The sequence below is a fragment of the Prevotella sp. E13-27 genome (assembly GCF_023217965.1).
Lineage (GTDB): Bacteria > Bacteroidota > Bacteroidia > Bacteroidales > Bacteroidaceae > Prevotella.
This window is the reverse complement of sequence record NZ_JALPSC010000001.1, coordinates 671,151-693,959: the sequence shown is the minus strand read 5'-3', so window position 1 is coordinate 693,959 and position 22,809 is coordinate 671,151. Positions and strand designations below refer to the sequence as shown.

The 22,809-nt window shown below is 47.7% G+C and carries 10 protein-coding genes; 7 read left to right on the top strand and 3 right to left on the bottom strand.

The window, feature by feature from the left end; all coding sequences use genetic code 11:
- Window positions 1–25 precede the first annotated feature (25 nt).
- The gene (gene lepB / locus M1L52_RS02880; RefSeq protein ID WP_248614558.1) at window positions 26–1,510 is read right to left on the bottom strand and encodes a signal peptidase I; all 1,485 of its coding nucleotides are present in this window, start codon (window positions 1,508–1,510) and stop codon (window positions 26–28) included.
- Window positions 1,511–1,646: 136 nt separating this feature from the next.
- On the bottom strand, window positions 1,647–2,381 hold the full coding sequence (gene dapB / locus M1L52_RS02875; protein WP_248613304.1) for a 4-hydroxy-tetrahydrodipicolinate reductase: 735 nt from the start codon (window positions 2,379–2,381) through the stop codon (window positions 1,647–1,649).
- 159 nt (window positions 2,382–2,540) lie between these two features.
- Between dapB and M1L52_RS02870 the strand changes: the two genes are divergently transcribed.
- The 3 genes from M1L52_RS02870 to M1L52_RS02860 are packed head-to-tail and all read left to right on the top strand — an operon-like array spanning window position 2,541 to window position 6,024.
- Complete coding sequence (locus M1L52_RS02870) at window positions 2,541–5,036, top strand: glycoside hydrolase family 2 TIM barrel-domain containing protein (protein ID WP_248613303.1); 2,496 nt, start codon at window positions 2,541–2,543, stop codon at window positions 5,034–5,036.
- A 47-nt stretch (window positions 5,037–5,083) separates the two neighbouring features.
- Window positions 5,084–5,494, top strand: coding sequence for an rRNA maturation RNase YbeY (gene ybeY, locus M1L52_RS02865; RefSeq protein WP_248613302.1), 411 nt, complete (start codon window positions 5,084–5,086; stop codon window positions 5,492–5,494).
- Complete coding sequence (locus tag M1L52_RS02860; RefSeq protein ID WP_248613301.1) at window positions 5,491–6,024, top strand: TIGR00730 family Rossman fold protein; 534 nt, start codon at window positions 5,491–5,493, stop codon at window positions 6,022–6,024. Before ybeY ends, M1L52_RS02860 begins: the two co-directional genes overlap by 4 nt.
- A 7-nt stretch (window positions 6,025–6,031) precedes the next feature.
- On the opposite strand, the gene M1L52_RS02855 is transcribed toward M1L52_RS02860, so the two are convergent.
- Complete coding sequence (locus tag M1L52_RS02855; protein ID WP_248613300.1) at window positions 6,032–7,903, bottom strand: DEAD/DEAH box helicase; 1,872 nt, start codon at window positions 7,901–7,903, stop codon at window positions 6,032–6,034.
- 196 nt (window positions 7,904–8,099) lie between these two features.
- Here M1L52_RS02855 and M1L52_RS02850 point away from each other — a divergent pair, with 196 nt between their 5' ends.
- From M1L52_RS02850 to M1L52_RS02835, 4 genes are all read left to right on the top strand, one after another.
- A complete protein-coding gene (locus M1L52_RS02850; RefSeq protein WP_248613299.1) occupies window positions 8,100–11,765 on the top strand; it encodes a glycosyl hydrolase in 3,666 nt (1,221 codons plus the stop codon).
- Window positions 11,766–12,167: 402 nt separating this feature from the next.
- Window positions 12,168–16,124 carry a hypothetical protein gene (locus tag M1L52_RS02845; RefSeq protein ID WP_248613298.1) on the top strand — a complete coding sequence of 1,319 codons (3,957 nt, stop codon included), beginning with the start codon at window positions 12,168–12,170 and terminating at the stop codon, window positions 16,122–16,124.
- 358 nt (window positions 16,125–16,482) lie between these two features.
- Entirely contained in the window at window positions 16,483–19,341 is a 2,859-nt protein-coding gene (locus M1L52_RS02840) for a fasciclin domain-containing protein (RefSeq protein ID WP_248613297.1), read from the top strand.
- Between the two features lie 9 nt (window positions 19,342–19,350).
- Window positions 19,351–22,761: a SusC/RagA family TonB-linked outer membrane protein gene (locus tag M1L52_RS02835; RefSeq protein ID WP_248613296.1), complete on the top strand. Its 3,411-nt coding sequence runs from the start codon at window positions 19,351–19,353 to the stop codon at window positions 22,759–22,761.
- The last annotated feature ends 48 nt before the right edge of the window (window positions 22,762–22,809 follow it).

Sequence of the window (22,809 nt, the reverse complement as noted above, 5' to 3'; positions counted from 1 at the left end):
ACTTCTAACCTCTCACTTCTCACCTCTATTTTATCCCGTCCACCATTCGGAACAGACGGTTCCATCTTATGCCAGAGAAACCGCTTCTGTCGGGGTCGCTCGACAGCCAGATGAATATTGGCTTACCAACGATGTGATCCTCAGGTACGAAGCCCCAGTAGCGTGAGTCAAGAGAGTTATGACGGTTGTCACCCATCATCCAGTAGTAGTCCATCTTGAACGTGTAGCTTGTTGCCTCTTGTCCGTTGATTAGTATCTTTCCATCGTCAGTGACGCACAGGTCGTTCTTCTCGTAAGCACGTATAGGCCTCTCGTAGATAGGCAGATTGTCCAGTGTCAGTTCGATTGTCTCGCCTTTTTTCGGAATCCAGATAGGACCGTAGTTGTCGCGAGTCCAGTGTTTGTTGCCATTCAGTGGGTAGATGTCCCATTCAGATGCCTCAGTGTTGATAGCAATGCTCTCCACAAGGTCTTTGCGATGCTTCAGTACCTCTGCTGTCTTTCTTGTCAATGGCATAGTCACATTGTTATACACTAACGTGATGTAGTCGTTTGACTTGAAGAAAGCTCTCATGCTTTGGTCATATTCCATGATGCCGAGGTCTTCCAGTGTGATATGGTTTTCTTCGAGGAACTCGTTGGTTAGCTTTGCGTTGCGCACGAATGTAACGTCGTATGAGAACTGTGCATTGTCGGGTTCCTTGTTCTCTTTGCCATCAAGGTAGATGACTCTGTCTTTGATCTGCAATGTCTGGCCTGGCAGTCCCACGCAGCGCTTAACATAGTTCTCCTTGCGGTCTGTAGGACGTGTCATGACCTCTCCAAACTCCATCGTGTTACCTGTAAGATAACGCCTGCCGAGATCGTAAACCTGCTCATAAAGTCTGTAGCGCTCTAATGCCGAGATGGAGTCGGGGTTTGGCCTGTTGGGGTAGAGCTGATATCCGTAGCCATAGCTGAGCAGGTAGAAGTCATTGGCTGAATAGCGCGGTGCAGAAAGGAGAGTGTCACCTGCAGGATAGTTGAATACCACGATGTCATTAAGTTCTATCTTGCCCAGACCTTTTACTCTGCGATACTCCCAGTGTGGCCATTCGATATATGACTTTGGCGTAACACCGAACATTGTAGGCAACGAGTGCTGTGTCAGTGGCATCGTCAGCGGCGTCTCTGGTATGCGTGGGCCGTAGCTCACCTTTGACACGAAGAGGTAGTCGCCAACAAGCAGTGACTTCTCCAACGAACATGTGGGAATAACATAGTTCTGGAAGAAGAACTGGTTTATAAAATAGACAGCCACCAAAGCGAATACTATAGCGTCAACCCATGACATCACGGTTCGCGTTACACTGCTTTCGCTCTTTCGCCACCACTGCCATTTTATTTTCTTCGAGATATAGACGTCATAGATGAAAGGAACGACAATCAGTCCCCACCATGACTCTACCCAATAAAGGAATAATAGGTATAATGCCAGAACGATAATAAATTTCGTCCATTGCCATTTCATGTTCAGCTTCGGCTCTTCTTCAGCTTTCTTCTTTGGCAATGAGTAGTCTGGCTTTCCACGGAGCACGCTCCATACTTTATCGAAAAATGTCATAATAAGATACTATCGTATACGTGTTTTTTATATCCTGAAGCGTTTAGAACTTGAACATGTCTGATATTGTCAGCAGACCCTCATGTTCGTTGGTATATTCAGCAGCGAGCACAGCACCGAGGGCGAAGCCGCGGCGTGAGTGTGCATCGTGGGTTATGGTGATGCAGTCTGCGTCGGAGTCGTAGCGGATGGTGTGTATTCCTGGCACCTCTCCACGACGTATGTGGTCTATACGCAGCAATTTAGGGTCTGTAGTGTCTTCAGCCCATGCCTCCTTGCGGTCTATGGCTTCCACAATCTCTTCGCCCAGTGTTATAGCTGTGCCTGACGGGTGGTCGAGCTTGTGCACGTGGTGGGTCTCCTCAAGTTCTACGTCGTACTGTGGGAACTGGTTCATAATCTTTGCCAGATAGCGGTTTACGGCTGAGAAAATAGCCACTCCGATAGAGAAGTTTGATGCCCAGAAGAGCGTCTTGCCGCTCATGCCGTTGGTGCCAACGGCTGAACATGCCTTGCGCACGTCATCGCCGTGTTCCTTCATCCATCCGGTAGAGCCGCTGACCACCTTAACACCTTGTTCCCAGGCTTTAAGATAGTTTCCGTAAGCGGCAGTGGGGTTAGTAAACTCGATGGCTACATCGGCAGAGCGGAAAGCATCGCTGTCGAAGTCTCCTAAGTTGTTAATGTCTATGATACTCACAATTTCATGACCACGGCTGCGGGCAATCTCTTCAATCATCTTGCCCATCTTGCCGTAGCCGATTAAAGCTATTTTCATTTTAATTCGAATTAAAAACGATGCAAAGATACAAAAGAGTTGGCAGTTTGTTGTTAGAAGTTAGGAGTTTTTAATAAAAAACAGCTAAAATGCAAATAATTTAGTGGCTATTTCAAAGAAATAGTATATCTTTGCATGTAAAATCAATTACTACCGATAATGAAATCAAAACTAATCTTCTTTTTTTTGATGTTGTGTTCAGCATCTTTTGCACAACAACGACAGGAAATAGTCCTTTCCGACAACTGGCAGTTTTCTCATGACCGACAGCAATGGCAGACCGTGAGCGTGCCTCATGACTGGGCAATAGCAGGACCGTTTGATAAGAAGTGGGATCTTCAGGTCGTTCGTATTGAACAAAATGGCGAGAAAGAAGCTACTGAGAAGTCTGGACGTAGTGGTGCTCTTCCTTGGATTGGTGAGGGCTATTATCGTAGAAACCTTCCTATTCCATCGGATTTCAAGGGAAAGGCTGAGCTCCTCTTCGATGGCGCTATGGCAGAGCCCACGGTCTATGTCAATGGTAAGAAAGCCGGCTATTGGGCTTATGGCTACAACTCGTTCCGAGTAGATATTTCCGATTTTATCACCACTGGCGACAATGAGCTGACTGTCGATTTGCAGAACTTGGAAGAGAGTTCGCGCTGGTATCCCGGTGCGGGCATCTACCGTCCGGTGAAACTCATCCTCACGCCCACTAAGCGTTACATCGACGACTGGAGTGTTTTCATCAAGCCCTATGATGCCAAGAAGGTGAAAGAAGGCGAGCGAGTATTGATGCGTCTTGACTTCGAGATAAAGAATCCTGTGACAGACTTGCGCTTTGATGTGAGCCTGTACGATCGTCAAGGAAACAAGATATCCAAGGACTCTCCGCAATATCTGGAGTTTGGAAATGGTGATATTCACTATTTCTTCCCTGTTAACACTGCTCATTTGTGGACTCCTGAGTCACCTTATCTTTATAATCTTGTCATCAGTCTCTACGATGGCAACGAGAAAATCGATGAACTGTCGCAGCGCTTCGGCATACGCACCATCAGCGTGTCGAAGAAAGGTGGCTTCCAGCTCAATGGCGTCACTCGCAAGATAAAAGGTGTCTGTCTGCACCACGACTTAGGACCTTTAGGCGCTGCAGTCAACAAGTCGGCACTTATCCGTCAGATACAGATTCTTAAAGACATGGGATGCGATGCCATCCGCACAGCTCATAACATGCCGTCGCAGATGCAGATGGATGTGTGCGATTCTCTCGGCATGATGGTTATGGCTGAGTCGTTCGACATGTGGAACTACAAGAAATGTAAGAACGGCTATGCTCGTTTCTTCAGCCGTTGGGCTGACCGCGACATAGAGAATCTCGTGCGTGCTCATCGCAATCATCCTTCCATCATCATGTGGTCCATTGGCAACGAGATACCCGAACAGGGCATGCAGGGTGGTCGCGACATAGCCATGCACCTGCAGGATTTGTGCCATCAGCTCGACCCCACACGTCCTGTCACTCAGGGCATGGATCGTGCTGAGAGTGCTCTCTCCACCGGCTTTGCTCAGGTGATGGATGTGCCAGGCTTCAACTATCGTGTGCAGAAGTATGATAACAACATCAAACAGCTGTGGCAGGGCTTCCTTCTTGGTTCTGAGACAGCTTCCACCGTTTCTTCTCGCGGCGTATATAAGTTCCCTGTCGTTGTTTCCGACAATTCCCAATATTCTTCTTGGGCAAAGAACTACGATCCCGAAGCTATAAAGAAAGCCGACGGACAGTGCTCTTCCTACGATGTGGAGTATTGCTCATGGTCCAATCTCCCCGATGACGACTGGGTGTGGCAGGACGATAAACCCTGGGTCATTGGTGAGTTTGTGTGGACCGGTTTTGACTATCTTGGCGAGCCCACTCCCTACGATGAGTACTGGCCTTCGCGCAGTAGCTATTTCGGTATCTGCGACCTTGCCGGTCTGCCTAAGGACCGTTTCTGGCTCTATCGTTCCAAGTGGCAGACACGTGAGCATACCATTCACCTGTTGCCTCACTGGACTTGGGGCAAGGAGCGTCGTGGCGAGCTGACGCCGGTCTATTGCTACACCGACTATAGCGAGGCTGAGCTCTTCCTAAACGGAAAGAGTCAGGGGCGCATAAGGAAGAACCCCAATGAGCGTCTGGACCGCTACCGCCTGCGCTGGAATAACGTGTGCTACGAACCAGGTGAACTGAAAGTCGTTGTTTTCGATGAAAACGGCAAAAAATCCGGCGAAAAGATATTGAAAACAGCAGGTAAACCCGCACGTTTGCGTTTAGACTGTTGGACTCAACAATCTGACTTCTCACCTCTCACCTCTCATCTCTCACCTCTAAAAGCCGATGGCAACGACCTCGCTTTCGTCACTGTCTCTCTTGTTGATAAGAACGGTACGCTCATTCCCGATGCTGCCGACCAGCTGCAGTTTGATGTCACGGGTGCTGGCTCATTCCGTGGTGTTTGTAATGGCGATGCCACTTCTCTTGAGCCTTTCACTCAGCCCACCATGAAACTCTTCTCTGGTCAGCTGGTCGTTGTTCTTCAGGCAGCAAAGAAGGCTGGCACGCTGACTCTTAAGGTCACTGACAAGGAACGCCGTTTGAAGCAGACTATAAATTTAAAGGTAGAAAAGTAACTTTGGTTTCGGAAAAAGTAGTACTTTTGCAGCGTTAAACAAATGATATGATAACATACAGTACTGAAAATGTGAAGATGCCTGCCATCAAGAAGCGCGAGACCACAGCATGGATCCGTCGCGTGGCAGCAACGTATAATAAGAAGGTCGGTGAGGTGGGTTACCTCTTTTGTGACGATGAACATATCCTTGAGGTAAACCGCGAGTATCTGCAGCACGACTATTATACTGACATCATCACCTTTGACTATTGTGAGGATGATGTGCTCAACGGCGACCTTGTCATATCTCTCGACACCGTGCGTACCAATGCAGATCTGTTCCATAAGACTTACGAGGAAGAGCTCCATCGTGTCATCATCCACGGCATTCTTCATCTCTGTGGTATCAACGACAAAGGACCGGGTGAGCGTGAGATAATGGAAGCAGCCGAGAATAAAGCATTAAGTCTGTTATGAAGCTCTGTATTTTCTGTTCCGCTAATAATAACATAGACCCGGATTTCTTCGTGATGGCTGAAGAGCTGGGTAAGTGGGCTGCTGTGAATGGTCATGAGATTGTGTTCGGTGGTCACGATGCCGGCCTTATGCATAGCGTCAGCAAGGCTGCAAAGGAAAACGGTGGCAGGGTGATAGGTGTCGTTCCTCATAAGATTGAGGAGATGGGTAAGCTAAGCCCTTATCTTGATGTTCATATCCCTACAGAGAATCTTACTGACAGAAAAGAGTTGATGATGGCAGAAAGTGACGGTTTCATCGTTCTTCCTGGCGGCATAGGTACACTCGATGAACTGTTTACCGTAGCAGCTGCAACTACCCTTTCATACAATAAAAAGCCCATCATACTTTATAATATGAAGGGCTTCTGGTCTTCGCTCATCGCCTGTCTTGATGATCTTCAAGAAAAGAACATGGTGCGTGGCGAGTGGCGCCAATATATTAAAGTCGCGAACACACTGGATGAGGTTGTTCTAGAGGTGAGAGGTTAGAGGTAAATTATTTTTTCTTGGGCTTACGGCGCGCCCAACCTTCTTCGGTGAAATCGGGCATTTCTCCACGAAGCATGTTGCGCCATCCCTCTGCAGAGTTTGGTAGTTTCCCTTTATTTTGCTGACGAGTTTTATGGTCATCACGGCCTTTGGGAGCGTTTGCTGAACGCTTCGATGAGCCGCGTCTCTCACGGCTGTCGTTTCTATTGTCGTTCTCTGGCCGTCCGTCGTTCTCATTGTTACAGCGTACTGTGCGCCCGTGGTAGCGTATGCCGCTGAGCTGTGTCATAACCTTGCGTGCGTCCTTCTCAGGCACTTCGAAATAAGATATGGTGTCGAGCAGGTCGATATGGCCCACCTCCTGACGACCGCCTACATAGCGGTTCAACGTCTGCATCAGCTCTCCAGGATAGAAGCCGTCGCGTTTGCCAAGGTTTATGAACAGTCGGGCATAGCCTTTCTGTGGTTTGTTGGCACGCTTCTGTTTGTCGGTCTGACGGCCTGTCTCCCCTGACTTTCCTGATTTGTTGGGGATGGGCTTTTCAATCTCTGGAGCGTCAGCATAATAAGCAAGGAACTTTCCGAACTCCAGAGATACTATCTTCTTTATTATCTCCTCCTTGTCTATATATTCGAAGTAGCGGTTTATATCCTGCATGAACGGAGCTATCTCCTCGTCGTCCACGTCGGTCTTCACTATCTGGTCCATCACCTTGTAGAGCTGCTTCTTGCATATCTCCTCAGGCTTCGGAATCTCTGCTTCCACGAACTGCTTGCCAATCTCTTTTTCAATATTGCGTATCTTGTGCTTTTCTTTTGTATGCACAATGCTTATTGACGTGCCCTTCTTTCCTGCTCGTCCAGTTCGTCCTGAGCGGTGGGTATAGTTCTCTATGTCGTCGGGCAGTCCGTAGTTTATAACGTGTGTCAAGTCGTCAACGTCAAGGCCGCGTGCTGCTACGTCGGTAGCCACGAGCAACTGCGTCAGGTGGTTGCGGAACTTCTGCATTGTCAGGTCGCGCTGTTGCTGTGACAGGTCTCCGTGCAGCGACTCGGCATTGTATCCGTCTTTAATCAGGTTGTCGGCTATCTCTTGCGTCTCAAGCTTCGTGCGGCAGAATATGATGGCGAAGATTCGAGGGTTGTAGTCAACTATTCTCTTCAGTGCCAGATACTTGTCCTTTGCATGCACCATGTAGTAGATGTGGTTAACGCTCTCTGCACCCTCGTTACGTGAGCCCACCACTATCTCCTGATGGTCCTTGAGGTATGTCTTTGCCACGCGTTCCACGTCACAACTCATAGTAGCAGAGAACATCAGTGTGTTATGCTCCTCTGGCAGTGCCTCGAAAATCTCGTTTATAGAGTCCGAGAAGCCCATGTTCAGCATCTCGTCAGCCTCGTCAAGCACAATGTTCTGCACCTGCTCCAAGTGTGCGAAGCCACGGTTCTTCAGGTCAATGAGTCGTCCTGGTGTCGCCACGATGATGTCTGTGCCCTTTTTCAGAGCACGCATCTGGGGCTCAATGGCTGCGCCTCCATAGACAGCTTCAATGTGTATTCCCTCAATGTATTTGGAAAAATCGCGCAGGTCATCGGCAATCTGCAGGCATAACTCACGCGTAGGGCTGAGCACCAGTGCACGGGGGAGCCCCCTCTTTTCTGTGGCAGAAAGTGTGAGGCTTATCCTTTGTAGCAGTGGTATTCCGAATGCTGCTGTCTTTCCCGTTCCTGTCTGTGCCAGCGCAATAGTGTCGCGTCGGCTTTCGATAAGTGTTGGTATTACGGCCTCCTGTACAGGCATGGGCTGTACAAATCCCATTTCTTCAATAGCGCGACGTATGTCCGCGCTTACTCCAAGTTCTTCAAATGTCTTCATTATCAATGATTTGGTTACAAAGGTAATCTAAAATGGTAGCAAAACAAATTATTTGGGAAGTTTTCTTTCCACAATGTAATAAAATCGCGCAAAAATTTGGCTTTTTGCTTGTATTGCGTTATCTTTGCAGGTTGAATGCTAATTACATCTTTTTTCTTTTTACTGTTGAATATTAATAACTAAAAATACCACGTTTATGAAACAGACTACCATCATCAATCGATTCCTGAGCGTAGCCCTTGTGCTTTTTGCTTTTGTCGTTCAGGCAATGGCAGTAAACACTACAACGACAGTGGCACAGGTCACCACAGCTGTTGACCTGACTACCGATGTTGACTATGTCATCACAGGTACGACTCCTTTCGGTACAAATGGCGTTGTTGATATTAAGAATACTGAGCATGCAGTGCTCATCTTCTCTGCTGTTAAGCCATCGTCAGTCATCAAGCTCCTTTCCAAGAATGTGAAGATTAATGGAGCAGTTGCTATTAATGATAGTAACTGTCAGGTGAAGCTCTACAACCGTGGCGCTATCATTCTGCCTTATGGCGACAAATGCAAGCCTCTCACCGTTTATTCAGAGAATAAGTACGAGGGCGAATCGTCAAATGACTTCACTCTCGGCCATAATGGCAACGGATTCATGAAAAATGTGCCTACAGAGTGGAACAACCGCATAAGCTCATTCAAGTTGAAGCGTGGCTATATGGTTACTTTCTCTACATTGCCTAATGGTCGTGGCTATAGCCGTTGCTTCGTTGCAGCTTACGAGGATCGTGAGGTTGCAGCCCTGCCAGCCATCATGAATGGATATATAAGCAGCTATCGCATTTTTAAGTGGTATGACGCAGGCAAAAAACAGCTTGCCAACTATATGAATAAGGAAGCACTCAATGCCTTGAATGTGCAGAGTAGCTATGACTGGGGACAGGGCAACAGCAGTTTCCTGCCCGATTTTGAGTGGGTACCCAACCACATTTACGAAGACTGGCCATCGTCGGCAACCATCGGCGGTACATCGCAGTCGCCTAACTGTAAGAACAATAACGAACCGCGCAACCCAAGCGATGACCATCCACAAGACCTGACCACCATTCTTAACAACTGGGAGAACATGATGGCTACTGGTCTGCGCCTTTGCTCACCAGCCTCTTGGGATGGCAGTGATTACTGGAATGCTACCGGCTTCTTGGCTGAATTCCTCGATTCCATCGATGCACGTGGCTGGCGCTGCGACATCATTGACCTGCACTGCTATTGGCCTGAGAGCAATTTCGGCAATGTGAACAACTGGTATAACAAGTACAAGCGTCCTATCTGGATATCAGAGTGGTGCTGGGGTGCATCTTGGAACAATAACGGTGCCTTCGCCAACGGTGTAACAGAAACGCAGGTGAAGGAAGCACTCAGTCGTATTTGCACTTCCCTCAGCAATAATAACAATGTGGAGCGCTATTACTACTGGAATGGCGAGCGCGATCCGTCTAAACTCTATAAGAACAATAGTCTCACCCCCGCTGGTGAGTGGTATTCGCAGCATGATGCCGGTCTTGGCTATAAGAAGTCTTATGAATTCATTCCTAAGAACCCGCCAATGAAGAGCCCCATCAACATGAAGGCTGTATATAATAAGGCCAACATGCGTACAGCCTTGAGCTGGAACGACCAGAACGGTGAGTGGAACAAGTCGATGGTCGTGGAGCGTAGTACCGATGGAGGCCGGACATATAATGAGCTTGCTGTTATTACTCAGAAGGAGGCTCCTTCAAGCTATAACTATACAGACTTGGAGTCGCGCGACGGCTATCGTTATCGCGTACATATCGTTGACTTCAACAACACCGACCGATATAGTGGAGTTGTTACTGCCACACTCGCTGATCCTTCAACTGGCGATGGCGTTACCATTGATGGAAAGATAATGTATATCGGTGGTAATATGCTGGTAAATGGTGACTTTGAGATGGGACTTGTTGATTGGACTAACGGCGCTGGTACAGCTGCCGCCATGCCTCAGTTCCAGGTTGTCAATGTTAATGGTGCCGATGCCGGCCATCATCTCCTCTCTTGGGTAAATGGTGCCGAAACGACAGCCGCCTGTCTTTATAAGAAATTTACTGTTGAGCCACAGTCACACTACTATTTCTCTGTGATGCTTAGCAATGCTGGTGGTTCCAACCAGACCGTAAAGGCTGGTACCACCACTCTGTTTACTACAAGAGCAACGACAAACTGGCTTATGGAGGATGGTAATTTTAATGTTGGCGATAAAACAGAGATAGCCATCTCTTTCCGTAATATGGACAAGGCACGCATGGACAAGTTCGTTCTCTGCCGACTCTTTAACACTCGTGAAGAGGCGTTCACTGACGGTGTGGAGAAGGCTCTTCTTCGCGCGCGTACATTTATAAAATATAACACCATACTACCAGCTCTCAATGCAGAGGTGCAGGCAGCTATCGATACCCCTGCTGCTACCGATGCTGAGACGTTTAAGGCTCTCGACGACGCTGTCGATAATGCGTTGGATGCTCTCTCATATATTCCAGAGCTTCGCGTACTTGTCGGACGTGCCGAAGGCCTCATCAACAATCGTCTTCCCAATACTACAGAACTTAAGCCCCTTATAGAACAGGTCAATGCTATCAGCACTGCTGCTGAGGTGAAGCCTGTCTATACCGCTCTGTCAAAGGCTCTCAACGCATATAAGGGATTCTCTGCTGTTCAGTCTGTTCAGAACTCAAACTTCGCCTCTACAACAGGTTGGGTCGTAACCAGTACCTATACTGGTGGCGACCAGCGTAAGAACACAGTCCTTGGCACCACATGCTGGAATGCCTGGTGGAGCGTGCCAACAGCTGAGGTTGGCGATAAGACTCTTGGCATCAAACAGGAAGTAAATAACCTGCCCGCAGGCTTCTACTATCTTGTTTGTCGCGCCACTACGCAGCACGGCTGTCTGTCAGACCAGCATGGTTATATCACCAACGGAACAGTGACCAATAATACCCCACTGCTCACCTGCGATCTTTTCGACCATCCCGATGTGGCAGATAGCGAAGCATGGGAGCGTCTTATCACCCAGCCCCTCTATCTTGCCGATGGCGAGACGCTAACAGTGGGCTTCGAAAGCTCTAAGACGGGTGCTCAGGAAGGCTCGTGGACAAATAGTAGTGGCAAGGGCGACAATCGCGAAGGATGGTGGTGTGCTACTGACTTCGTGCTATACTACTTGCCGGTTAATACGCGTAGTGCAGCTGTGGAAGGCGACTTCTGGGGCACCATCTGTCTGCCTCAGGCTGTAAGTGTGACCAGCGATGTTCAGCTCTATGAGGTGGCTGGTGGACTCACCGATGGCGACAAGCGCTACATCTGTCTTGAGCCTATTGAGAGTATTGCCGCAGGCTATCCGGCAGTCTTCCATTCTGATTATAAGACAGCACTGTTCTTCACCAGTGGCGATGCTGTCAAACTGCCAAAGGAAGGTCGTAATACCCTTACAGGCAGCTTCACCACTCAGCCTATCTATAGCTTCGAGGAAGGCGCTGTCGGCACCATTGTTATTGAGAACAGCAACTTCCGTGAGCTTACAGATGCTGACTATGCCGAAGGCTATTACACCGTTCCCAAGAACGAGGCTTTCCTCTATGGCTTTGCCGATATTGATCAGCTTACATCATGGGATGGCGTGAAGATGCCACTCAATGGTGACTATACCGAGGGTATCCGTCTGATGCCTGTTTCTTCAAATGATGTCAAGGCTTCGTTCTTTACTGTTGATGGACGTCGCGCTTCTGCCACAGCTCGTGGCCTGATAATCATCAAGGAGAATGGCCGTGTACGCAAAGCTTTCAAGAATTAGAGAAAAGCTTTCAAGAATTAGAGAATTTAAGAATTCGAGATATTGTTTAGCCAGAACGGTCTTGCTGTTCTGGCTAAACTCTGCTATTGTTCTTACTAAACAGTGGTGCAGTTCTGCCTAAACAATACGTTTTTTTCCTAACGATTAAAGTAGCGATTATATATATCATAGTAATTTGTTTCAAACGATTTTCTTTTTGTTTCATACCGCCAAAGTGTTAAAATCACACCATTTCAGCTCCTGCCATGAAAAAAACTTTGAAAAATGATTGGTGTTTATGAAAATTTGCTTATATTTGCACCCGATATCAATTCTAAAACCAAGAGTGGCGAGAGCCATGATTGAATTCTTAAGAAACCAATTTTCTATTTTTACTAACTTTACTAATTAAAAAAACAGCTTATGAAGTTTTCAAAACTACTCGTAATGAGCGCATTGTGGCTTGTTGGCTTCAATGCAAATGCTGCTGACCTCATTGAGCGTACAAAGCCTACAAATGCTGACGTACCTGAGGTTCCTGTAGAGTTCCAGGTGGGCGAGACTTACCTGCTTTACAACGTTACAGCAGAGAAATTCTTTACTCAAGGTAACACTTGGGGTACACGTGGTTGTGTAGGTCCAAAGGCGTCTGCTGTGCTCATCAAGGTTGCACAGTACAAGGTTAATGATGTCTGGGACGGCAAGACCTATGAGATTGAGGACTATGTTACTCCACGCACTGGCAATTACAGCTGGTACAAGATGTCTATGGATGATTCAGGTAACATCTACACTGACCAGACAACTTGGGGCAACCGTTTCTATGAGCTTCAGAAACAGGACGCTGGCACAAATGTCTATCGCATCATGCCTAATGAGGTAAACGCTTTGCATAAGTCTGATGGCACACAGTTCCTTGGTCGTGACGATGCTGTTGCTCAGGATTTCGGCAATGCTTGGGCTCAGTTCACCGACGACAACGAGCGCTATCCTCTGTCAGCTATGTTGACTCCTGGTGATGGCATCCATGTTGACTGGCAGTTCTTCGATGCAAGCATCTTCGCTATCTATGACAAGTCTGTAGAGTTGAAGGCTATGATTGAGAAGGCTGAAGCTGCAGGTGTTGATGTAACAAATGCTGTTTATGTTTACAACAATCTGAATTCAACTGTCGAAGAGATGGATAATGAGATTAAAGCTCTTGAGGAAGCTATTAAGGGCAACATCCCTAATGCGACAGGACAGTTCCCACAGGACGCTTCTGCTTGGATTACCAATGGTACTTTCGATACTGTCGGCAACTTCACCGGTTGGTCAACCAATAATGGTAAGTTCGGTGCTGGTGGTACAACATCTACCAATGCTGAGGTTTATGGCAAGAATGCTTTCGATATCAATCAGGACATTACTATCCTGTATCCCGGTCTGTATCTCTTTGGCGTGAAAGGCTTCTATCGTGCTGGTTCTTCTGACAACTCTTACCAGTTGTTCTCAACGGGCAGTGATGAGGCTCGCCTGTCAAGCTTCTATGTTACTATTAATGGCCAGACTGAGAGCCTTCTCATGAGCAACATCTTTGATGGCGCTCCAACAGAGAAGCCTGCACACGGTAAGGCTATGGCAAGCAATGGCTTCTGGATTCCAAACACCATGGCTGATGCCAACGAGTTCTTCCACACAGATGGTCTCTATGGTCACATTCTTCCTGTTGAGGTAAGCGCTGCTGACGTTACTGCACGTATCGGTGTGAAGAAAGATCAGGCTACAAGCTATGACGCATGGTCAATTTTCGATGACTTTACACTTATCTTCTGTGGTGCTGGTGAAGACCGCTGGGTGGGCTATGCAAAGATTCTTGCTCAGTCATATCCTGCATACAACACAACAGCTGTAACCCAGTCTTACCTGGAGGCTTACGATAATCTCAGAACAAACGCTACTGCAAATAGCAAGGACGAGGCAGAGGCTTACGTAGCACAGCTGAAGGCTGCAAAGGCAGCTCTTGACCTTAACATTAGACTGTGGAAGGTTTATGAGGATAGCGTTGCTATTGCCCAGACTATCCTTCAGGAGTATATTGACAAGGGCCAGGGCGCTGTTAAGGAAGTTTCTCAGTTGAAGAATTATCTCACTGGTCGTGGTGATAATGCTGTGAAGAAGATTGAGGCTCGCGCGCTGACAAATGAGGAGCTCCGTGCTGAGCTTGACAAGTTGCGTAATCTTATCAAGGCTGTTAGGGAAAATGTTGAAATCGTTGAAGGTACTGACATGACATCTTTCCTTAATAATCCAGCATTCGAGACCAACGATTGGACTGGCTGGACGCATCAGGCTGCTTCAGGTGGTAACGTGCGTGTTGCTGAGAAATGTTGCGAGGCATGGAACAATGCTTCATTCGATATCTATCAGGAAGTTGAAAACATGCCTGTAGGTGTTTATGAGATTTCTGTTCAGGGTTTCTATCGCTATGGACGTAATAGTGCATTCTCAGATTATAATAATGGAAATGCTCCAAAGAACTCTCCTACCTATATCTATATGAACGCTAACACCACATCGTTCATGAATATCTTCGCTGAGCCAAGACAGATTAGCGATGAGAACTTCTATAAGAATCCTGATACCGACTATACTAGTTATGAATCTGGCGACTCTACGCTCTACTTCCCCAATGGCATGTCAAGTGCTGCACGTGCATTCGATAACAACATGTTCGTGAACTCTGCATTCGGTGCACAGGTAAATGCTGATGATAAGCTACGCTTCGGCGTTAAGGGTAGTTCTAACCAGCTTGGTGACTCTTGGGTAATTTTCGATAACTTCAAGTTTACATTCTGGGGCAAGCGAGCTGACAAGGTGCTCCCAGCTCTCGAGGGCGCTATCATTGAGATGGAAGGCTACCTGACCAACACTGACCTCCGCGTTGGTGCAAACATCAAGGGTGAGCTTGCTACAGTAATTGAGACTGCTCAGGCAATATATAACACTCAGCAGGAAGACGGCGAGGCACTGTTCGCTGCTTTGGTTGACCTCTACAACATGAAGGCTAAGGTTCGCGAGTCTGAGGCTCTGCTGAATGGCCTGGCTGCTGTTGCTGACTCTCTGAAGGAGAAGGTACAGATGGCTGAGATGGATATGGTGCTCGTCGATGCTAAGGACCTGATGGACCAGATTGGTGAAGGTCTGCAGCAGCGCACAATCAGTGATGATGATGTTGCTAGTCTGATTGAGCAGCTCCACGCTCAGATGGCTATCGCTGACAAGTGCATCGAGCTCAGAAACGCTATCACTTCACTTGAGAATGTTAAGGCTACTGAGGAAGAGGAACTTGCAGAGCTTAAGATTACCCAGAACTGGATTGACGATTCTAACACTCTGATTGGTGAGCTTACTGATCTTATTAATAACGGTACACTCGTAATCGACGAGATTCCTACATGGATTGACAAGATCAATGTAATGATCTCTAACAAGTACAAGCCCGCTAACATCGCTGATGCTACCGATGCTAATCCTGTGAACTGCACAGCAATGATTCAGTCTGCATCGTTCTCTAAGTTCGATACTGATCAGGCTAAGGATGTGAACAGCATTGATGGCTGGAAGGGAACTGACGGTTATAACTTCGGTAACAACGACACCCAGAAAGCTGCTCTCGCTCTTGAGTTCTACCACAAAGCATTCAACATGTATCAGGAAATCGCTGGTCTGCCCGCAGGTATCTATGAGGTACGCGTTAACGCATTCGGTCGTATTGACGACCAGACATCTCAGGATTCACTGCTTCTCTATGCAAACACAATGCTGAAGGGTGACACCATCGCTCTGAACAACGTGCTCGTAAAGGACTATACCGCAGGTCTCGTAGCTATTGAGGATTCAGCTGTCATCACTGAATATATTCAGGGTGATATTGATGAGGGTACAGGTGAAATGAAGGTTGATACCGTTAGATACGGTGGCTTGTATATTGTTGAGAATGATACTCTCGGCTATACACCAAACGACATGGTTTCTTCAGTTAAGTACTTCGCTCTGAACACTGAGAAGTATAACAAGCCTTACACTAACAGCGTATTCGTAAAGGTTGAGGAAGGTCAGACCCTGCGCCTCGGTATCTTTACCAATGACGCTAACACATGGGCAATCATGGACGACTTCATGCTCATCTGCTACGGTGCTAACAGCACGAAGCAGGCTTCTGGCCCAACAGTTTACTCTACAGGTATTGAGAAGACTGCCGGTGAGGCTCAGGTTCTCCGCACTGAGTTCTTCAGCCTCAATGGTGTTCGCACAGCTGCTCCACAGCGTGGCATCAACATCATGCGCCAGACTCTCAGCAACGGCATGGTTGTTGTGAAGAAGGTAACCCTTAAATAAGTACTACTGAAAGAATTATTAATGTCAACAAAAATATTGACAAAACTCTGATCTAAAGGGATCGGAGGCGGGGGAAACCCCGTCTCCGGTTCCTTCGTTTTTTAAAAATTGAAGAAAAGACTCCCTAGTTTCCCTAGTTCTGACTAGTTTCACTAGACCCACTAGTCCCACTAGTTCTACTAGTTCCCCTAGTTCCCACTAGCTTCCCTAGCTCTACTAGCTCCAGCTAGTTTCCCTTTCTGGCCCTCTGGGCCCACCAAAAGCAGAAACCCCCAGGTCTTAGGACCTACGACATATATAATAACAGAAATAGTAAGCAATAACTATAAACAATAATACTAATTAAACTTAAGAGACTATGAAACGCAATCTTATCGTAAGACACAGTCGACAGGTGGCACTCGCCTTCTGCGGCTTGCTGATGGGTGCTATGTCGCTACAGTCTTGTCAGGACGAGGATGCTATCCTCACTGGACAGCCTGAGTGGCTTGGTAACTCCATCTACGAGCGGTTGAACAACGATCCTGATGGGCAGAAATATACCTATCTGCTTCGTCTGATCGATGATCTTGGCCAAAAAGAGATTCTGAACCACACAGGCTCAAGAACGCTCTTTGCTGCCGATGATGCCGCTTTTGAGCGCTGGTTCAAGAACAACAGCTGGAAGGTTGACTCCTATGAAAAGCTGACGAAGGCTCAGAAGACCATGCTGCTCAACACCTCAATGGTTACTAACGCCTACCTCATTGAGCTTATGTCAAACAAGGCAGGCAATCCACCGACAAAGGGCGGCAGCATGCGCCGACTTACAGCATCGTCAATTCTTGACTCTGTGCCCTTGCTCGACACTTCCACCATGCCTGACAACAACGCATGGAAGTACTACAAGTCACAGGATGCTAAGATCCTTACTGTTAGTGATGCTACTGCACCCACAATCATTCATCTTCTGCCTGAATTCATGAAGGTGAAGAGCTTCACTTCTGAAGATGTTGACATCCTTACCAACCACGCCTCTAACTCGGTCAATGAGTCGTTCGTAAACGGCGTGATGGTGACAAAGCAGAACATCACCTGTAAGAACGGTTACATTCACAAGATTGCCGAGGTGATGATGCCTCTGTCAAACATGGCACAGATTATCAGGGATAACAAGGATGAGATGGGACGCTTCTCTCATCTGCTCGACCGTTTCTCGGCTCCCTATTTCAATCGTACCGTGATGGACGATTATAACACGAAATACAATCTGAATACGAGCAAGAAAGACTCTGTGTTTGTGCTGCGTTACCTGAGCAACCGTACATCAGGTTCTACCGACACTCGTTCGGTTGCCCTGGAGTATCTCCCCGATGGCAAGACCACTATGAAGGGCTCGCTCACGTTTGACCCAGGTTGGAACCAGTATTATCCCAACTCAAGCGGCTATGACTATCACGACGATGCAGGTGCAATGTTCGTGCCTTCTACAGCAGGTCTTGACAAGTGGTGGAATGAAGGTGCCGGAAAGCCATTGCGTGAGCAGTATGGCACATGGGACGGACTGCCCGATGATATCGTTGCCGACCTCATCAATAATAATATGATGAGTAGCTTCGTTAGTTCTATTCCTTCAAACTTCGATAATATCGTGGATGATGCCATGATGCCAATGCATGTGCAGACAAAGGATGTGAAGAAGACCTACCTCGCAAGCAATGGTGTCGTATATCTCACTGACAGCGTGTATGCTCCAAGTAGCTTCTCGTCAGTAGTGTTCCCTGCTCAGATTCACAAGGACGTGCTGAACATCTTCTACTGGGCTATTGAGAAGCTCGACGGTGGTGCATTCAAGTCACTCCTCTCGTCAATGGAGGCAACTTATAGCTTGCTTATGCCAGCCAACACATCCATGCTGACTTATGTTGACCCGACACTTTATGGTGCCAACACCATGAACCTCTACCAGTTCTACTATGACAACGACTCTACTATCTCTCCCGATGAGCGTGTAAAGGCTAAGCGTTATAACATGGAGAACAAGGGTGGTCAGTGGACATGTAAGAGCTATGAGTCAACAACAGCTTTCAACTCGACCATCATAAAGAACCGTATGAAGGACATGCTCAACTCAATGATTATCGTTGGTGAGCTTAACCCTTCACAGGAATACTACCGTACACGTGCAGGTAGCACAGTACGTGTTCTTAATCCTAACACTACGTCTATGACTGTTGCAGGTGGCTATCAGCTTGAGGGACACAATACAATATTAGGCCCTGACGGTGCTGAGATCCTTAACAACGACCCATGTCCTGTGACAAAGACTCCTTATAACCAGAAGAACGGTAAGTCTTATCAGCTCGACCAGTCAATGCCAATGTCTTCAACACAGTCGGTAGGTTCAATACTTAGCAATACAGCGAAGTATCCCGAGTTCAAGGATTTCTATGACCTCCTCTCTCCCGCAGGACTGTTCACCTCTTCTCTGAAAGGTAACTATACTGACGAGACAGGTGCTTCAACATCTGTTGATGCACAGCCAAATTCAGGTCACCAGAACTTGTCACTCTTAGACGGCTATCACTATACTGTATATGTGCCAAAGGCAAAATACATCCAGGCTCTGCAGGCTAAGGGCTATCTGCCTTCTCCTGCTGATTTCTCAGGTGCCATTGTGGCAAAGTATGGTAATGCCACCAACGTAGCTATCGCAAAACGCATCATGAAGCAGCGCATGGCCGACTTCGTGAAGTACCATGTACAGGATAACTCGCTGTTTATTGCCGGTGAGCCTGTCACACAGCGTGCCTACGAGTCTTCAATGATTAACACCTCTAACAACCGATTCTACTCATTGCAGGTAACAGCCGATAATTCTGGACTGAATGTATGGGGACAGTATTGGGTTGACGAGAATTGCATTCCTTATCAGGGTATTGACGACGATGGTTTTGCTATTGCAGGTCAGAGCGTCAGCGTTGACAAGGCATCAGGCTGCTATAACCTCATGGCCCGTGAGTTCTGGAACAGCTCTACAAAGAGCGGTAATGCTGCTCTTGCTGATGAGAACAAGCAGATTTATTCTACTTCCGACGCAGTGGTTCATCTCATCGATGGCGCACTCATTTTCAGTAAGAATCAGCTAACGTCGTGGTTTGACGAGGTATATAATGCCGATGGCTTCGACAAGGCTGCTTACGATGCAAAAAATCCTGGTTCATCAAGAAAAAGATAAAAGAGCCTTATGAAACAACTGAGATTCATATTATTGACAGTGATGTGCATGCTGGCTCTTGGTGCCAGTGCACAGCAGATTACGTCGGTTCACGGTACAGTGAGCGACGATATGGGACCTCTTATGGGCGCTACCGTGTGTGAGATCGATGCCACGGGACGTATCATTGAGAGTGCTCTGACCGACCTGAACGGTAACTTTACCATGAAGGTCAAGAATGAGAAAGACAAGATCCGTTTCAGCTACGTGGGTATGAAGACCCAGACGCTGCCTATCAATAAGACATCTTTCAAGATCACCATGTCATCAGCCACTCAGCTGAAGGAAGTGGTGGTAAAGTCAAAGAAGCGTCTTGGCGGTAACAACCTCGCTATTCCAGAGAAGGAGATTTCGTTTGCTACGCAGAGCATCTCAATGAAGGAGTTCGAAGGTCTGGGCATCACTACCGTCGATGAAGCCCTGCAGGGACGTATCGCCGGTCTGGATATTATCTCAGGCGGTGACCTGGGTAGTGGTTCAACCATGCGTCTGCGTGGTACCACCTCTGTCAGCGACCTGACAAACGGTAACCCGCTTATCGTTGTCGATGGTAACATTCGCAACGACCTTGACATGGAGAACTTCGATATGGCAGGTGCCAACAACGAGAAGTTCGCTGAACTGCTGAACATCAACCCTGAGGATATTGCAGATATCAACGTGCTGAAGGATGCCTCTGCTACAGCCATCTACGGTTCTCAAGGTGGTTCGGGTGTCATTGAGCTGACGACAAAGCGTGGTACTCGTGGTAAGCCACGTCTCACATACTCGTTGAAGCTCACCGGCACCTATCAGCCAAAGGGCTACAAGCTCCTTAGCGGTGATGACTATACCATGCTGCTGAAAGAGTCTTACTTCAACCCACAGCAGAACGATGAAGCTTCAAACATCAAGGAAATAAGCTATCTGCCTGATTTCTCTGAGTATGAGCAGTACAACAACAACACTGACTGGTATGACGCCGTTACACAGTGGGGTCTGCGCCAGAACCATTATCTCACTGTAGAAGGTGGTGGCGAGAAGGCCCGCTTCCGTATCTCTGGAGGTTTCGACCATGAGACAGGTTCTGTCATCCAGCAGAAACTGAACCGTTTCTCTACACGTGTGAACCTTGACTACAACGTCAGTGACCGTATCTTGGTAAGCACTAACTTCGCTATGACCTATACGAAGAACAACAAGAACAGTGATAACCTCCTGTCAATAGCACTGCGCAAGATGCCAAACATGAGCATCTATGAGCAGAACCCACAGACAGGTGAGGATACCGATGCCTACTACACCATGCTGCAGAGCGGCTCTTCTGTCTTCAACGACGATCAGAAGCCTATGGTAAACCCTGTGGCAAGTGCACACCTGGCAAAGAACATCACTTCTACCTACGACATGAACCCTGAGCTTATCATCAACTATAAGCTTCTCGGCATGGATGACGAGCACACACGTCTCGACTATCGTGGAGCCGTCTATATGAATATCAATAATGCCTACGACGATACATTCTATCCACAAGAGCTGGTAACCACTTCATGGAGCACTGGCGGTGGTGTGAACACCTCTTATTCAGGATCGTCAAAGCGTGTTACTTTCAATACGAAGCATCAGCTGACATTCACTCCGTACTTCACCAACCAGAATCACCACGCTTCAATCATGGGACGCTTCGAGCTTAACTCAAGCACATGGAGCAATCAGGGTGCCAATGGTAAGGGTCTGCCTTCAGGAGGTATCACCAGTCCTGATGCAGGTGGTCTTATCACAGGTCTGGCCTCTGGCTACGGTGAAAGCCGTTACGTGAACTTCGTCGTTCAGGGACACTATTCATTTAAGGATGGTCTTTATAGCTTGACAGGTGCTGTTCGCGCAGAGGGTACTACTCGTTTCGGTCCCGACAAGCGCTGGGTTTACTACCCATCGGCATCTCTCCGTTGGAACATCAACCAGGAGAAGTGGATGAAATGGAGCGAGAAGTGGCTGTCAATGCTGTCACTGCGTCCATCATGGGGTGTATCTGGTAACCAGCCTTCGAGAGACTATCTCTACACCAGTATCTATGGTTTCGCTTCAGCTTATCTGGACCAGAACGGTCTGATGCGTCCGGAGAACATCCGACTGACAAACCTCACTGCTCAGCGTACCAACAGCTTTAACCTCGGTATGGACTGGGGATTCTTCGACAACCGAATTAAGCTCACCCTCGAGGGATATGTCGCAACAACGACAAACCTGCTGCAGGCAAACTTCCGTATTCCTTCAAATGCTGGTTACAGAACGCTGGCTTACAAGAATGACGGTAAGATGCGCAACATGGGTTGGGAGTTCCACATCGATACAAACAAGATGATCAAGAAAGGCAAGTTCACAATGGATATGAACGTGAACTTCGGTAATAACCGCAATGAGATTCTTGAGATGGACGAGAACCTGCTGAAGAACCAGAACTCTACGTTCAACAACGTGAACCGTCAGGTGCTCACACGTATTCAGCTGCATAATGCCTTCGGTTCAATCTACGGCTTCCGCTCACAGGGCGTTTACAACTGCTCATACGATTTCTTGGAGAACAACTGGAAGACAAAGCTCATCCAGGACAACTATGACTCGTACAAGGATTTCGTGAACGCATTCCTGCAGGGTACTCTGCCTGATCAGTTCTATAGCGATGTGCTTGGAACAACGAAGAAGCCTCTCACTGCTCCTGTTGCCCGTAATGCTGACGGAACAGTCATCGTCGATGATGAGGGTAAGCCTCTGCAGATGGCGTTCAACTACAGCAATGAGTCAACAGACACCCGTTACTTCAACGGCGGTGATGCTATATATGAAGATGTGAACCACGATGGTAACATCAACGCACTCGATATTGTTTATCTGGGTTCTTCACTGCCAAAGCTCACCGGTGGTTTCGGTTTCACCTTCAACTACGGTCAGTGGCGTCTGAACACTCAGTTCACCTATCGTTTGGGTAACAAGATCCTGAACCTGGCACGTCTCGATTCTGAGGCAATGATTTCAAACAACAACCAGGCTGAGGCTGTGAACTACCGCTGGCGTAAGGAAGGTGACGACACAACCATTCCTCGCGCACTCTATGGTGGCGACAGCAACCGCAACACTCTCATCAGCGACCGCTTCCTTGAGAAGGGTGACTACCTGCGTCTTAACTACATTCAGCTGACATACGCTCTGAAGAAGAATCAGCTGAAGTGGCTCGGCATCAACGGCATTACCTTCCACGCAAGTGCCAACAACCTGTTCGTGCTCACGAAATATACAGGTGTTGACCCAGAAGTGGCTTACGGCGGCTATGGTCCTGCCTGTGACACAGGTCAGACTCCTCGTTCAAAGTCTTATACCTTCGGTATTACTGTGAAGTTCTAAAACCCACCCCCAGCCCATTCTTGGCAAGCCAAGCGTCGCAAGCGCCGA

Excerpts from the sequence above, each read along its gene's own strand:
- lepB (WP_248614558.1), bottom strand. The coding sequence starts at position 1,510 with ATGAAATGGCAATGGACGAAATTTATTATCGTTCTGGCATTATACCTA.
- dapB (WP_248613304.1), bottom strand. The coding sequence starts at position 2,381 with ATGAAAATAGCTTTAATCGGCTACGGCAAGATGGGCAAGATGATTGAA.
- M1L52_RS02870 (WP_248613303.1), top strand. The coding sequence starts at position 2,541 with ATGAAATCAAAACTAATCTTCTTTTTTTTGATGTTGTGTTCAGCATCT.
- ybeY (WP_248613302.1), top strand. The coding sequence starts at position 5,084 with ATGATAACATACAGTACTGAAAATGTGAAGATGCCTGCCATCAAGAAG.
- M1L52_RS02860 (WP_248613301.1), top strand. The coding sequence starts at position 5,491 with ATGAAGCTCTGTATTTTCTGTTCCGCTAATAATAACATAGACCCGGAT.
- M1L52_RS02855 (WP_248613300.1), bottom strand. The coding sequence starts at position 7,903 with ATGAAGACATTTGAAGAACTTGGAGTAAGCGCGGACATACGTCGCGCT.
- M1L52_RS02850 (WP_248613299.1), top strand. The coding sequence starts at position 8,100 with ATGAAACAGACTACCATCATCAATCGATTCCTGAGCGTAGCCCTTGTG.
- M1L52_RS02845 (WP_248613298.1), top strand. The coding sequence starts at position 12,168 with ATGAAGTTTTCAAAACTACTCGTAATGAGCGCATTGTGGCTTGTTGGC.
- M1L52_RS02840 (WP_248613297.1), top strand. The coding sequence starts at position 16,483 with ATGAAACGCAATCTTATCGTAAGACACAGTCGACAGGTGGCACTCGCC.
- M1L52_RS02835 (WP_248613296.1), top strand. The coding sequence starts at position 19,351 with ATGAAACAACTGAGATTCATATTATTGACAGTGATGTGCATGCTGGCT.